The organism is Cohnella rhizosphaerae (assembly GCF_029525575.1).
Lineage (GTDB): Bacteria > Bacillota > Bacilli > Paenibacillales > Paenibacillaceae > Cohnella > Cohnella rhizosphaerae.
Window position 1 is genome coordinate 1,105,060 of the sequence record NZ_JAPDIA010000009.1, and the last position, 13,723, is coordinate 1,118,782.

Here is a 13,723-nt window from a genome sequence, read left to right on the forward strand (position 1 = left end):
ATGGCTAATCAGAAAATCATTGTCGTCGGCGGCGGACTCGCGGGTCTTATGGCGACGGTCAAGGCGGCGGAAGCCGGCATGCGGGTCGATCTGTTCTCGCTGGTGCCGGTCAAGCGGTCCCACTCCGTATGCGCCCAGGGCGGCATCAACGGAGCGGTTAACACGAAGGGCGAAGGCGACTCCCCTTGGGAGCACTTTGACGATACGGTATACGGCGGTGACTTCCTGGCGAATCAGCCGCCGGTCAAGGCGATGTGCGAAGCGGCGCCGGGCATCATCCACCTGATGGACCGGATGGGCGTCATGTTCAGCCGCACGCCGGAGGGCCTGCTCGACTTCCGCCGCTTCGGCGGCACGCAATACCACCGCACGGCGTTCGCGGGCGCGACGACCGGCCAGCAGCTGCTGTACGCGCTGGACGAGCAGGTCCGCCGCTGGGAAGTGGCGGGGCTCGTCCAGAAGTTCGAGCACTGGGAATTCACGTCCGTCGTCGTCGACGACGACGGCGTCTGCCGCGGCATCGCCGCGCAGGACCTGCGCTCCATGGACACGGTCACGTTCCGCGGCGACGCGGTCATCCTGGCGACCGGCGGCCCGGGCATCATTTTCGGCAAGACGACCAACTCGGTCATCAACACCGGCACGGCTGCGAGCGCGGTGTACCAGCAGGGCGTTCATTACGCCAACGGCGAGTTCATCCAGATCCACCCGACGGCCATCCCGGGCGACGACAAGAACCGCCTTATGAGCGAATCCGCGCGCGGCGAAGGCGGACGCATCTGGACGTACAAGGACGGCAAACCGTGGTACTTCCTTGAAGAAAAGTATCCGGCGTACGGGAACCTCGTTCCCCGGGACATCGCGACGCGCGAGATCTTCGCGGTGTGCGTCGACGAGAAGCTCGGCATCGACGGCGAGAACAAGGTGTTCCTCGACCTGTCGCATAAAGATCCGAAGGAGCTCGACGTCAAGCTCGGCGGCATCATCGAGATTTACGAGAAGTTCACGGGCGACGATCCGCGCAAGATCCCGATGAAGATCTTCCCGGCGGTTCACTACTCGATGGGCGGACTGTGGGTCGACTACAACCAGATGACGAACATTCCCGGCTTGTTCGCCTGCGGCGAAGTCGACTATCAATACCACGGCGCGAACCGTCTGGGCGCGAACTCGCTCCTGTCCGCCATCTTCGGCGGCATGGTGACCGGACCGAAGGCCGTCGAGTATATCAAGGGCCTCAAAAAGTCCGCGGATGACGTCGCCGAATCCGTCTTCGAGCGCGAGCGTTCGAAGCAGGCGAATAAGTACGAGTCCATCCTCAAGATGGACGGCAGCGAAAACGCCTATGTGATTCATAAGGAACTGGGCGAATGGATGACGAACAACATGACCGTCGTTCGCTTCAATGACCGCCTGGAGCAGACGATCGGCAAGATCAAGGAGCTCAAGCAGCGTTACACGAAAATCAACATTAACGATACGGCCCGCTGGAACAATGCCGGCGTCGCCTTCACGCGCCAGCTGTGGAACATGCTGGAGCTGGCCGAAGCGATGACGGTAGGCGCCCTGCTGCGCAACGAGAGCCGCGGCGCGCACTACAAGCCCGAGTTCCCGGAACGCAACGACGAGGAGTTCCTGAAGACGACCAAGGCGACCTGGACGTCCGAGGGCCCGCAGATCTCTTACGAGGACGTCGACACGTCCCTGATCAAACCGCGGGTTCGCGATTACTCCTCGAACAAGAAGAAGGAGGGCTAACCGATGGCAGATACTGCTACCGCGACCGCCAAGCGCACCGTCAAGTTCATCATCAAGCGTCAGGAAAAGCCGGACGCCGCCCCCTATACGGAAGAATTCGAGATTCCGTACCGTCCGAACATGAACGTCATCAGCGCGCTGATGGAGATTCAGCGGAATCCCGTCAAGGCGGACGGCGCCAAGACGACGCCGGTCGTCTGGGAGTCGAATTGCCTCGAGGAAGTGTGCGGCGCCTGCTCCATGGTCATCAACGGCAAGCCGCGCCAGGCCTGCTCCGCGCTGATCGACAAGCTTGAGCAGCCTGTCCGCGTCGAGCCGATGTCCACGTTCCCGGTCGTGCGCGACCTGGTCATCAACCGCGAGCGCATGTTCAACGCGCTCAAGAAGGTGAAGGCCTGGATTCCGATCGACGGCACGTACGATCTCGGTCCGGGTCCCCGGATGGCCGAGACCAAGCGTCAATGGGCTTACGAGCTGTCCAAGTGCATGACTTGCGGCGTTTGCCTCGAGGCTTGCCCGAACGTCAACGACCGTTCGAGCTTCATCGGCCCGGCGCCGATCTCGCAGGTTCGCCTGTTCAACGCTCACCCGACGGGCGAGATGAACGCGCACGAGCGTCTCGAGGCGCTCATGGAAGGCGAGGACGGCATCGAAGGCTGCGGCAACTCGCAAAACTGCGTGCGCTCCTGCCCGAAGGGCATCCCGCTCACGACGTCGATCGCCGCGATCAACCGCGATACGACCAAGCATATGTTCAAGCGCTGGCTGAGCTTCTAATCGCGGCCGCGTTCGCCCGGATACGCCGACCCGAGGTCGGAAGTGTCCGGGTTTTTTGTTGTCGCGACGCCCGCGACGCCACTGTTTTAAAAGCATTCAGAAATCGTAAGGACATCTTGACGGTCAATCGCCCGACATCGTGCGGGAACAGGGATAATTCTCCTGTGCGAACGACATACTGATCATCATGTGCGCTTTTGTTGGCGAACGTTCTCATTTTGAGATCATAACGATAGGAAATCCTTATTTTAATGTCGCAAACAAATGCTTTATAATCATGGAGGATAAGCAATACCGCTATGTTCGATAATCAACTTTTATAGAAGACCGAGGGATCACACAAATGGCGAATGGCGAGCAAGACCATCAGAACCCATGGGCGAGGTATTATGGCCCGAACCTTGGCTACATCGAAGAGCAATATGAACTGTATCTTCGCGATCCGGAGTCGGTCGCGCAGGAATATCGCGAACAATTCAAAGCGTGGGGCGAACCGCCGCGCTCGGTTCGAAGCCCAGTCGCTTCGACGCCGGGTGCGGCTGTCGGCGTGGACGCGCGTCAGCTTCGCAACGCGGTCATAGCCGGCAAGCTGGTGTGGAACGTCAGAACGTACGGGCATCTGGCTGCCGACATCGATCCGCTTGGGATCGGTCCGTCCGTTTCCACAAAGGTATTGGAGCCCGAGACTTACGGACTGACTTACGCCGAGCTGGCTACGCTTCCTGCGGATCTGGTCTGGGAAGGCGCGCCGGCGGGCATCTCGAACGGTGCCGAGGCGATCGTCAGGCTGAAGGAAGTGTACGGCGGGACGATCGCCTACGAATTCAGTCATGTCGCGGACGAGGACGAACGCAGATGGTTGAACGAATACGCCGAACAGCGGGTGCCGTCTCTGCAACTGAGCCCCGAAGAGCGCGCCGATCTGCTCAAGCGCTTGCTTGAAGCGGAGCTGTTCGAAGATTTCCTGCAGAAGACGTTTATCGGCGTCAAGCGCTTCTCCGTCGAGGGCAACGACGCACTGATCGCCATGGTCGATCGCATGGTGAACGATCTCGCCGGCGAAGGCGTCAGCGACATCGCGATCGGCATGGCGCACCGCGGCCGCCTGAACGTACTTGCCCATATTTTGCAAAAGCCTTTGACGAAGATTTTCGCCGAGTTCCAGCATTCCGCCGCGAGCGGCAAGAAGATGCCTACCGAAGGGACCTTCACGTTCGAACCGGGCGGCACCGGCGACGTGAAGTACCACCTGGGTGCGCGCCATGTCATGCAGAATCCCAAGGGCGGAGAGACCCGCATCGTTCTTGCGAACAACCCGAGCCACCTCGAGTACGTCAATCCGGTCGTGCAGGGCTTCGCCCGCGCCGCGCAGGACGACCGTACGGTTCGCGGATATCCGAAGCAGAACGTCGAAGCGGCCGCTTCGATCGTCATGCACGGCGATGCGGCTTTCCCTGGCGAAGGCATCGTCACGGAGACGATGAACCTGAGCTCGCTGCGCGCCTACGGAATCGGCGGCACGATCCACATTATCGTCAACAATAAGATCGGGTTTACGACCGACAGCGTCGATTCTCGTTCTACGCAATATTCCAGCGATCCGGCCAAGGGCTTCGAGATTCCGATCGTTCACGTCAACGCCGACGATCCCGAAGCCGTGATCGCCGTAGCGCACATGGCGGTCGAGTATCGCCAGCGCTTCAAGAAGGACTTCCTGATCGACCTGATCGGCTTCCGCCGTCACGGTCACAACGAGACGCTCGATCCCGAGCCGACGCAGCCGACCGTATACAAGAAGGTCAAGGCGCATCCCGGCGTGAGCCGCGTATACGCGAACCGTCTCGTCAAGGAAGGCAAGCTGACCGACGCGCAGTTCGAAGAAGCTAAGAATGCCGTTCTTAAAGTATTCAAGGACGCCTACGAGGAAATGAAGACGCTGGAGGATCATCACGAAGGTCCTCAGTCTCAGGCGGTCGACCAGCAAGCGACGTCGATCGTCGCTCCTAAGCGCGTGACGATGTCCGAGCTCCGGGAATTGAACGCCGGGCTGCTCAAGTGGCCCGAAGGATTCAAGCTGTATCCGAAGCTTCAAAAAATACTGGAGCGTCGTTCAGGCGCCTTGAACGACGGCGAAAAAATCGACTGGAGCCATGCGGAGACGCTGGCTTTCGCATCGATTCTCGCCGACGGCCGCGCGATCCGGATGTCCGGCCAGGATGCCGAGACCGCGACGTTTGCGCAGCGCAACCTGGTGCTGCACGATGTAGAGACCGGAGACACGTTCTGCCCGATGCATGAGCTGCCGCAAGCGAAGGCCTCCTTTGCGCTGCACAACAGCCCGCTGTCCGAATCGGCGGTTCTCGGCTTCGAGTATGGCTACAATGTGTATTCTCCGGAGACGATGGTGCTCTGGGAAGCGCAATTCGGAGACTTTGCGAACGTCGCCCAAGTGTTGATCGACCAGTTCCTCGCGTCCGGGCGCGCCAAGTGGTCCGAACGTTCGAGCCTGGTCATGCTGCTGCCGCACAGCTACGAAGGACAGGGCCCCGAGCACTCCAGCGCCCGTCTTGAACGCTTCCTGCAGCTGTCCGCCGAGGACAACTGGACGGTCGCGAACTTGTCCAGCGCCGCGCAGTACTTCCATCTGCTGCGCCGTCAGGCATCGATCACCGGCACGGACGAAGCCAAGCCGCTCGTGATCATGACGCCGAAGAGCCTGCTTCGCAATCCGCGCGCCGCTTCGCCGGCCGTGGAACTCGCAGATGGCGGTTTCAAGACGATTGTCGAGCAAGCGGGACTCGGCGCCAAGCCGGACCGCGTCGAACGCATCGTTCTTTGCTCGGGCAAGGTCGCCATCGACTTGGAGGATGCGTTGTCGAAGGACAAAGACAACAAGGACTGGCTGCATATCATACGCGTGGAGCAGCTGTATCCGTTCCCGGCCGAGGAGATCAAGAAGGCGTTCGCTCGCTTCCCGAAATTAAAGGAAGTCGTCTGGACGCAAGAAGAGCCTCGCAATATGGGCGCCTGGACGTTCATGGAATCCCGTATCCGCGAGATCGCGCCGTCCGGCGCGGAAATCAAGTATATCGGCCGTCCGGACCGTGCGAGTCCAGCTACCGGATTCGCTGACGTACACGCGGACGAGCAAAATTATATCGTGACGCAATCTTTGAAGCAGAGTCCGACGTTGACTCACAATCTGGGGAGGTAAGCCGCAGTGGCAGATATTCTAGTACCGGCAATGGGCGAATCGATTACGGAAGGCACCATCTCGCGATGGGCGGTCAAAGCAGGCGACAAAGTAAGCCAGGGCGATCTGCTGCTCGAACTCGAGACCGACAAGGTTAACCTGGAGATCAGCGCGGAACAAGCGGGCGTCGTCACCGAGCTTCTGTTCGGCGAAGGCGACACCGTGCAGATCGGCCAAGTGATCGGCCGCATTGCGGAAGGCGAGGGCGGCGCTGCCGCTCCCGCTCCGGCTGCGCAGGTTGAAGCGCCGATCGCCGCTCCGGCACCGGCTTCCGCCGCTCCTGCGCCTGCGACCCCTGCACCTGCGCCTGCCGCGCCTTCCGTTGGCGCAGCAAGCCAGCCTTCGGCGACTCCTGCAGCCCGCAAGCTCGCTCGCGAGCAAGGCATCGATCTGAGCCAGACGCCTGCGCGCGATCCGCTCGGCCGTATTTATCCCGAGGATGTCCGCGCCGCCGGCTCCCAGCCCGCCGCTTCCGCACCGGCAGCGCCGGCCGCGCCGGCAGCCAAAGCGCCGACCGTACCGGCTTTCCAATCGGCCAAGCCTTACGAGCGCAAGAAGATGTCCCGCCGCCGCCAGACGATCGCGACGCGCCTCGTCGAAGCGCAGCATACGGCCGCGATGCTCACGACCTTCAACGAAGTCGATATGAGCGCGATCCTGGACGTCCGCAAGCGCCGCAAGGATGCATTTAAGGAAAAGAACGAAGTCAACCTCGGCTTCATGTCCTTCTTCACGAAAGCCGTCGTTGGCGCGCTGAAGCAATATCCGCTGCTGAACGCCGAGATCGACGGAGAAGACATCATTGCCAAGCAATTTTACGATATCGGCATCGCCGTATCCGCGAAGGAAGGCCTTGTCGTCCCGGTCGTTCGCGACGCGGATCGCCTGAGCTTCGCCGAGATCGAGCGCTCCATCGCCGATCTGGCCGTCAAAGCGCGCAACAATTCGCTTGCGCTGTCCGACCTGCAAGGCGGAACGTTCACGATCACGAACGGCGGCGTATTCGGCTCGCTGCTCTCCACGCCGATCTTGAACGCGCCGCAAGTCGGCATCCTGGGCATGCACAAGATCCAGCACCGTCCGATCGCGGTGAACAACAACACCGAGATCGCGATTCGTCCGATGATGTACATCGCGCTTTCCTACGACCACCGTATCGTCGACGGCGCCGAAGCCGTCCGCTTCCTGGTCGCCGTAAAGGAAATGCTCGAAGATCCGGAAACGCTGCTGCTGCAAGGCTGATCATCCATACGATGCTTTTAGCTCCGCTTTATATAAGCGGGGGCTTTTTGTTTTTTTCAACGAAGGTTGCGCTCTGCTGGACATTTCGTGGTTTCGAAAGATGGGAGTTTCAACCGTTCGAATGGTATCCCCTTCGCACAGGGAGCAGAGAACGCGAGATGTGACTCGTCTCTCGAAGCGGAGAGTTCAACCGTTTGAACGGTATCCCCTTCGCACAGGGAGCAGAGAACGCGAGATGTGACTCGTCTCTCGAAGCGGAGAGTTCAACCGTTTGAACGGTATCCCCTTCGCACAGGGAGCAGGGAAAGCAAGCAGTGACTCGTTACCCGAAACGGAGAATTCAACCGTTTGAACGGTATCCCTTTCGCACAGGGAGAGGGAAGTTCAGATACAGGCTCGTCCGCTTTAGGAGTGTATCCAAGCCGCGGAACGTTTGAATGTTATAGATCATCGTTAGTTTTGCGTCTTGTCCTGACCGAAGGGGATATTGTTTAAATTCGACAAATTGTATTTTCCCTGACCGAAGGGGATATCGTGTAAACGAATTAAAATCGCCTGTCCTGACCGAAGGGGATATCGTTACAATGCGTCAAATCGCCGTCATGTGGTACCACTTATCCTAATTAAAAAAAAGAACGCCCGCGATCGCGAACGTTCTTTCCATATTAGGTTAAGCTTTGGTCGCGCCGTTTGCGGCGGCTTCGAGGTAGGCTTCGAGCGTGACGCCTTGCTTCATGATCTGTTTGGCTGCGTCCTTGCCGACGTAGCGTACGTGCCAAGGCTCGTACGAGTAACCCGTCACGTCTTCTTCCCCTTTTGAGGAATCGGATGATGAAGCCGTATTCTGCGCAGTGGGCGGCCAGCCATTTGCCTTCTTTCGTCTGACCGAACTTTTGCTCCAGCTCGTAGTTGGCGCTTGCGCTGGAGACGTCCATCGCGAGGCCGGTTTGGTGCTCGCTTTGTCCGGGTCTGGCGCTCGTGCGGTTCGCGACTTCTTCGCCCTTCAAATCCGCGTTTCGGGTGAAAATCGATTTTTGGGTCGCGTAGGAGCGGTAGCCGGAGACGGCTTTTAATGTAATCCCGTCTTTCTTTGCGCCAGCGAACAGCTTTTCAAGCGCGTTCGCGGCGGTTTTCCTCATTTTCTGCTTGGGCGAATCGCCGGAAAACGAAAATTCGACATCCGGCTTGACCAGATCGTCAGGCGCATATGCGGAGGAGAGCTCCCGCTTCTTATTGACGAGAACGAGCATGCTTTCCGGATTCGTCACGGTGGCTACGCCATTTTTGCCGACTTCGATGGTCTTGTCCGGCGCATTCAGCCGAAGCAGTGCGTCCAGGCTGTCCGAATCGCCATGATCCTCGGGCTCATCTGCAGCATTCGAAGGCTTCTCGGACGCTTCGGGCGTTGCCGCCGCCGACTCGGAAGGATCAGCTTCCTCAGACGGCGATGGGGAAGCATTTTCAGACGATGCCGCAGCCGAAGGCGAAGGACTATCCGTCGCATCGGTCGCGCCCGAATCGCCCGAGCCCGCCGGGGACGAGGCGGATGCGGTCTCCGTGACGGTCGGCGGCGCGGCGCTTTGCTGCTTATCCGTACCTATAATATCGTCCGCTTTCCATATAACGACCGCGACGACGGCGCCCGCGATCAACCATCTTCCTATTTTCATTTCTGTATCCCTCCCGATTCTATTGATTAGACGTTCATAGCGCTAGATTTGTTTCGACAAAGTCCGCAAATGGACGAACAAATTCGACCTCGAGGCTATCATTTTTATAAAAATAAAGAGAACAAACGTTCTTGTTCTGGTTGTATAATGGGAATGTCAGGCTCCTACATAGGTGAGAAGGAATACGGTGCGATGAAAGGAGGATTGGAATGGAAGACGAATCAACCTTGTTCGCGGAGTTCAGACAGAGGCTGACGCGGGCTGCCTGGCGCATGCAATATCGCAACCGATCCCGAATTAACCGGGAGCTTGCGATTCCAGCAGCGGATCGCGCCGATAGGAGCGAGCCTGCGGAACAGGCGATTTCCATGATTTTCGTGCAGCAAGTGCTGCTGGCGATTCCATCGTATCCGAGCAGAACCGTCATGCAGAAGTTGATCGTGGACGGTAAAACGGAGCGCGAGATATCGCGCGAACTGGGCATTACGCAACAGGCGGTGAACAAATGCAAACAACGAGCGGTCGCGGCGCTTCGCCGACAAATGAGCAGCTCCGCCTATTAGTGCAAGCGGCCGGATGCGGAGATCAGGTCGCCAAGCTGAGAATTATCGATTTTTTTCGAAGAGGAGATCGACACGCTTTCGCGCTTCATGCGCATGCCGCGGGACGAGGCAAAGCAGGCGCTGAGGCTTGAATTGCTGGAGCTGATCCGTCTAAAAGCGGATGAGATAGCGGCGATCGGCAGATGTGCCGAGCCACAAACCGTCTATGCCGCTGAAAAATCAGTTGAGGAGAGAAGGTCGGACAATGGAATTTCGCAAATTTATGCGCGGCAGCGCCCCGGAGTATCCCAAGGGGACGAGGTTCCCCGAACGTCTCGCGTTAAAAAGCGGCAATGAGGAGACCGACTTGTCCTGGCTTCGGCATACGGCTTCGGGCGCCGTCGTGTTCGTCATGAGCGCGGGCTGCGAGGCTTGCGACCTGGATGCGGCGGTCGGATTCATGGAAGAACGGCCCGAACTGGACTACTTGCTCCTCGCGGAGGCGGACGACGCGGATTATGAATTGCTCGTCAAGGAGCTTGCTCCCTTTCCGTGCCGCGTCGAGCGTTGCGAGATCTCCGCCGTCGCCGATCGAACGCCGATCAAGGTGATCCCCTTCATGATCGTGCTGGATCGCGAAGGCGTCGCGGTCGGATCGGGCTTGTTCAATACGACGCTGGACGCGATCGCCCACGTCCGCTCGTTGGGCGCGAACGGCCGGGCCGCCGGATCCTCGGTCTAATGCGCAAAATCGCGCGCATCGCGTCGGATGCGTTCGCGTCCGCATGGCGGATCTACCGATTTGACAAAGCGGGCGTGCTGCTCTCCTTCGCCGTGCTGGCCGGCAGCGCGTTGCAGTCCTATTGGACGCTTGCTTTTACTGCGCAACTGATCAATACCGCGGTCGGTGGCGACGGCCAGGCATTCCTATTCCCGCTTGCAACGCTCGCATGCCTTCAATTGTCCGGCGCGGGACTGAACGCGATCTCCGCTTACCGAACGTCGCGGATGCAGTTGGCCTACGCTAACGCCTGCGAATTGCGGTTGATCGAAGAAAACGGAGCGCTCACGCTTGCGGAGCAGGAGCATCCGCAGTACGAGGAGCGGCTCGCCATGCGGCGATTCGCGGCTACCAAGCCGTTCGAGCTGTATTCGCAGGTCGCTCAGCTGCTAGCGAAGCTGGCGACGGCGATGCTCGGATTCCGTTACTTGTCGGGCGTGCATCCCGCCATCGGCGCGCTGGCATTCGTAGCCGGCTGTCTGAAGGGCGGACTTCATCTCATGCTCGTCAATCGCAAAGCGATGTTGAATGCGGAGCTTCACCGCGCATCGGTTCGTCCGTCTTACCTCTACGGTCTGTTGACCGGATCGGCATCGCAGAAGGAGTTGACGGTCTACAGGTCGCGCGATTATTTCAAAGACCGGTGGCTGTCCGCGAAGCGAATTTCCGACGGCATTCTATCCCGCATTCAACGGATGCAGCTGTCGGCGGGCTTCGCCGGCGAGACGATATCCGTCGCGGGGTACGCGGCAGCCGCATGCTTCGCAGCGTTGACCGTCCGCGAGCGCGGGTTGGGAGCTGGCGACTTCATGGCGGTCACGATGGCGATGAGCCTGATCTCCTCGAACCTGTCTTCGGTCCTTCAGAGCTGGGCCGGCGTCGCGGAGACGCACGCGTATCTGTCCGGAACAGGGGCGCCGGCGTTGCGCTCGCGGGATTTCAAGAAGACTGCGGTTGGAGGTCATGCGCCGGAAGCCGGCGCAAAGCGCTTCGCGGGGCCGCAAGGTGGCGGAAGAGACAGCGGAAGTCGAAGAGACAGCGGAAGTCGAAGAGACAGCGGAAGTCGAAGAGACAGCGGAAGTCGAAGAGACAGCGGAAGTCGAAGAGACAGCGGAAGCCGAAGCGGAAGCGACTCGGACAAGCCGTTTGCTTTGGCCAAGGCAATCGAGCTCCCGGCGCTCCGATATTTTTATCCGAACCGGGACAAGCCGGCGCTGGAGATCGGGGGAGCGACAAATACGCAGGGGAGAAAAAATCGCCATTCTGGGCGGCAACGGCTCGGGCAAGTCCACTTTGCTCAAGATCGTGCTCGGCCTGTACGTGCCCGACGGCGATCCGGTTCGCTATGACGGCGTGCCCATAGGGGAGATGGACAGAAACCGCATGTTCGAACGTGTTCAGGTGCTTTTCCAGGATTTCGTCCGCTATCAAGGCACGGTACGCGAGAACATGGCCGCCGGGCATGCCGATGCGCTGCAGGACGACGCAAGGCTGCGCAGCGCGCTGACGGCCGCAGGGCTGGGCGACCTGGCGCAAGGACGCGGACCGGATACGCCGCTCGGCCAGATGGACGCAAGCGCGATTTATTTGTCGGGCGGGCAGTGGCAGAAGCTCGCCTTGTCGAGGCTGTTCCTGCATCCCGACGCCGATCTGGTCGTGCTGGACGAGCCTACGTCGGCGCTGGATCCGCTTAGCGAGTCCGCCGCGATGGACGGGATCTGGCGGCTGTTCGCGGACAAGACCGTGCTGCTCGTAACGCACCGCGTCGCGTTGGCCAGACGGGCGGACCGGATCTGGGTCATGGACGCGGGACGACTCGTCGAGGAAGGCAACCACGAAGCGCTGCTGGCGCTCGGCGGGCGGTACGCCCGCGTTTGGTCCGAGCAGGAGGCGCTGCACGACCGACTAACGACTTTAAGGAGCGGATCGCGATGAGCTTGAGATTGAATTCCGGCGAGAGAACGCCGATCGTCCCGCGGCAAGGCGCGGCGATTCCGGATCTCGCGAGGGCAGGCGCGCCGGGACCGAACGGTGAGCCGCGGCTCCTCCTGTTCGCCTCGCTTCACTGCGCAGACTGCATCGAGCTGTTTCCGCAACTGGCGCAAGCGAACGCTGCCCTTCCCGAATATCGCTTGCTGCTGTTCGTTGCGGGAGACCCGCGCGACGTTCGCGGGATGTCGGACTACTTTAAATGGACGTTCCCCGTTTTCCCCGTGAACGCGGGAGACATGCACGGTGCGTTAGGCGTGCGGACTTACCCGCTGGCCATCATCGAGATCGGCGACGGCAAGGTGGCTCGCGCCGCCGCCGTTCACGACGACGGCGAAATCAGGCGGCTGGCCGACGGTCTGCTGCTGAAAGGAGGTGATGAACATGGCTTGCACATGCCCGACGAACTACATCCTTGACGGCGAAATTCCGCAGTACACGTACTGCGTGGCTAAAACGTGCTCCGCGAACGGAACGACGTACCCGAAGGAATACTGGATCAACAAGACGATCCAATGCACCAACACGATCGTGCCGTACAATGTATCGTACGTGAACTGCGATCAGCAAGGCGGCTGCTGCGTTTAACGGCGCGCCGGCAGACGGGAGCCGGGCGATCAGCCCGGCTTCTTGTCTTTTGCCAGCACATCTTTGCCGAGAGGAGCATTCAACGCGATGAACTGGGAATACGAGGCCGCTTGGCTGTGCGACTGCGCGCTCGCCGTCGTTTTTGCCGCTTCGGCGTGGGGCAAGGCGCAAACGATGACGGATATGCGCATGGAAATCAAAGCCTACGGGCTGATGCCGGCGAACCTTGTGCCTGCGGCAGCGTGGGCGGCGCTGGCTTTGGAGTGGGTCCTAGCGGCCGCTTTTGCGAAAGGCGGCACGCTGGAGGGCGTCAAAGAGCCGGCGGCAATCATCGTACTGCTGGGGCTGACAGGATTAAGCCGGCGCCGCCATCTGGCCGCAAATAAAAAAAACGAAATGGCAGGCGCGGCCGAATGCGGTTGCTTCGGCGCGAATCATCCGCTAAGCCGGCGCCCGATGCTGCGCAACGTATTATTCGTCGCGGTCGCGGCCGCCGCTTGGATCGCGGAGCGGCCCGCTCCTTCAGGGGCGGGCTTGGCGGCGTTCGCGCTGGTCGTCGCGTCGACGGTTTGGCTGCTGGAGACGTTCAAGCTTCAAAATGAAACAGGGGAATGGAGGGCTGGAGATGAACGTGCTCCCGGATAAGGCGATCGCGGCGCTGGCCGGCTTGATTGCCGTCGGGACATGGCTAACGTACCGCCGGTCCGCAAAAAAGCGGCATCGCATGCTGCGCGAGCTATTCGCGCGGGCGGCCGCCGATGCCGGCTTCGAGCCGGAAGCCGTGCTCGTCGTGCAGCCGCAGCGGGGCGAGGAGTCGCAGTTTGCCGCCCGAGTCCGGGAGGCGCCGCGGAGCTGGCATATCGTCTTGGCCGGCCCGGCCTGGCTGGCGGCGTTGAAAAGCGCGGCTTGGCGCAGACCGGTAAGCGGAATGGACGTGTTGCCGTTCGGTAAGGGGGCGCTGAAGGAGGGCACTTACCTCGTGATTCGAAAACGACGGCGCTTTGAGCTTGTCCATGAGCTGCTGCCTTATATGGAGAGGCTGGGTACGGCCTGGCCGAAGGTCGGGGTCTCATCCCCTTCCGCAGCCGCTGATGCCGCTTCGGACCGCCTGCTACAATGAAGC

At 60.3% G+C, this 13,723-nt stretch carries 11 protein-coding genes and 2 pseudogenes; 12 read left to right on the forward strand and 1 reads right to left on the reverse strand.

Translation table 11 applies throughout. The features are described 5' to 3' along the window. From sdhA to odhB, 4 genes are all read left to right on the forward strand, one after another. A complete protein-coding gene (sdhA, locus tag OMP40_RS39070; RefSeq protein ID WP_277539594.1) occupies nucleotides 1-1,758 on the forward strand; it encodes a succinate dehydrogenase flavoprotein subunit in 1,758 nt (585 codons plus the stop codon). Between the two features lie 3 nt (nucleotides 1,759-1,761). Next, entirely contained in the window at nucleotides 1,762-2,535 is a 774-nt protein-coding gene (sdhB, locus tag OMP40_RS39075) for a succinate dehydrogenase iron-sulfur subunit (RefSeq protein WP_277539595.1), read from the forward strand. Nucleotides 2,536-2,878: 343 nt separating this feature from the next. Then, on the forward strand, nucleotides 2,879-5,749 hold the full coding sequence (locus OMP40_RS39080; RefSeq protein ID WP_277539596.1) for a 2-oxoglutarate dehydrogenase E1 component: 2,871 nt from the start codon (nucleotides 2,879-2,881) through the stop codon (nucleotides 5,747-5,749). Nucleotides 5,750-5,755: 6 nt separating this feature from the next. Then, on the forward strand, nucleotides 5,756-7,030 hold the full coding sequence (gene odhB, locus OMP40_RS39085) for a 2-oxoglutarate dehydrogenase complex dihydrolipoyllysine-residue succinyltransferase (protein ID WP_277539597.1): 1,275 nt from the start codon (nucleotides 5,756-5,758) through the stop codon (nucleotides 7,028-7,030). Between the two features lie 670 nt (nucleotides 7,031-7,700). Here the strand turns inward: odhB and OMP40_RS41000 are convergent. Then, nucleotides 7,701-8,355, reverse strand: a pseudogene (locus OMP40_RS41000) (M15 family metallopeptidase); the annotation flags it as partial. A 554-nt stretch (nucleotides 8,356-8,909) separates the two neighbouring features. Between OMP40_RS41000 and OMP40_RS39095 the strand changes: the two are divergent. The 8 genes and pseudogenes from OMP40_RS39095 (at nucleotide 8,910) to OMP40_RS39130 (ending at nucleotide 13,720) form a co-directional block, all read left to right on the forward strand. Beyond that, a complete protein-coding gene (locus OMP40_RS39095; RefSeq protein ID WP_277539599.1) occupies nucleotides 8,910-9,263 on the forward strand; it encodes a TrfB-related DNA-binding protein in 354 nt (117 codons plus the stop codon). Nucleotides 9,264-9,507: 244 nt separating this feature from the next. Then, nucleotides 9,508-9,984 (forward strand): hypothetical protein, encoded by a 477-nt coding sequence (locus tag OMP40_RS39100; RefSeq protein ID WP_277539600.1) that lies wholly within the window; start codon nucleotides 9,508-9,510, stop codon nucleotides 9,982-9,984. Beyond that, the gene (locus tag OMP40_RS39105; protein ID WP_277539601.1) at nucleotides 9,984-11,372 is read left to right on the forward strand and encodes a hypothetical protein; all 1,389 of its coding nucleotides are present in this window, start codon (nucleotides 9,984-9,986) and stop codon (nucleotides 11,370-11,372) included. Before OMP40_RS39100 ends, OMP40_RS39105 begins: the two co-directional genes overlap by 1 nt. Further along, nucleotides 11,260-11,958 (forward strand): annotated as a pseudogene (locus OMP40_RS39110) (ATP-binding cassette domain-containing protein); the annotation flags it as partial. The gene OMP40_RS39105 and the pseudogene OMP40_RS39110, both read left to right, overlap by 113 nt. Continuing rightward, a complete protein-coding gene (locus OMP40_RS39115) occupies nucleotides 11,955-12,431 on the forward strand; it encodes a TlpA family protein disulfide reductase (protein ID WP_277539603.1) in 477 nt (158 codons plus the stop codon). The pseudogene OMP40_RS39110 and the gene OMP40_RS39115, both read left to right, overlap by 4 nt. Continuing rightward, nucleotides 12,397-12,600 carry a hypothetical protein gene (locus OMP40_RS39120; protein WP_277539604.1) on the forward strand — a complete coding sequence of 68 codons (204 nt, stop codon included), beginning with the start codon at nucleotides 12,397-12,399 and terminating at the stop codon, nucleotides 12,598-12,600. Before OMP40_RS39115 ends, OMP40_RS39120 begins: the two co-directional genes overlap by 35 nt. Nucleotides 12,601-12,687: 87 nt before the next feature. Next, nucleotides 12,688-13,245, forward strand: a complete 558-nt coding sequence (locus tag OMP40_RS39125) for a MauE/DoxX family redox-associated membrane protein (RefSeq protein WP_277539605.1) — start codon at nucleotides 12,688-12,690, stop codon at nucleotides 13,243-13,245. Further along, nucleotides 13,226-13,720, forward strand: a complete 495-nt coding sequence (locus OMP40_RS39130; protein ID WP_277539606.1) for a hypothetical protein — start codon at nucleotides 13,226-13,228, stop codon at nucleotides 13,718-13,720. The genes OMP40_RS39125 and OMP40_RS39130 overlap by 20 nt, the downstream gene beginning before the upstream one ends. The last annotated feature ends 3 nt before the right edge of the window (nucleotides 13,721-13,723 follow it).

What these genes read in the sequence shown, in the direction of transcription:
- sdhA (WP_277539594.1), top strand. Translation starts at nt 1, where the DNA reads ATGGCTAATCAGAAAATCATTGTCGTCGGCGGCGGACTCGCGGGTCTT.
- sdhB (WP_277539595.1), top strand. Translation starts at nt 1,762, where the DNA reads ATGGCAGATACTGCTACCGCGACCGCCAAGCGCACCGTCAAGTTCATC.
- OMP40_RS39080 (WP_277539596.1), top strand. Translation starts at nt 2,879, where the DNA reads ATGGCGAATGGCGAGCAAGACCATCAGAACCCATGGGCGAGGTATTAT.
- OMP40_RS39095 (WP_277539599.1), top strand. Translation starts at nt 8,910, where the DNA reads ATGGAAGACGAATCAACCTTGTTCGCGGAGTTCAGACAGAGGCTGACG.
- OMP40_RS39100 (WP_277539600.1), top strand. Translation starts at nt 9,508, where the DNA reads ATGGAATTTCGCAAATTTATGCGCGGCAGCGCCCCGGAGTATCCCAAG.
- OMP40_RS39105 (WP_277539601.1), top strand. Translation starts at nt 9,984, where the DNA reads ATGCGCAAAATCGCGCGCATCGCGTCGGATGCGTTCGCGTCCGCATGG.
- OMP40_RS39115 (WP_277539603.1), top strand. Translation starts at nt 11,955, where the DNA reads ATGAGCTTGAGATTGAATTCCGGCGAGAGAACGCCGATCGTCCCGCGG.
- OMP40_RS39120 (WP_277539604.1), top strand. Translation starts at nt 12,397, where the DNA reads ATGGCTTGCACATGCCCGACGAACTACATCCTTGACGGCGAAATTCCG.
- OMP40_RS39125 (WP_277539605.1), top strand. Translation starts at nt 12,688, where the DNA reads ATGAACTGGGAATACGAGGCCGCTTGGCTGTGCGACTGCGCGCTCGCC.
- OMP40_RS39130 (WP_277539606.1), top strand. Translation starts at nt 13,226, where the DNA reads ATGAACGTGCTCCCGGATAAGGCGATCGCGGCGCTGGCCGGCTTGATT.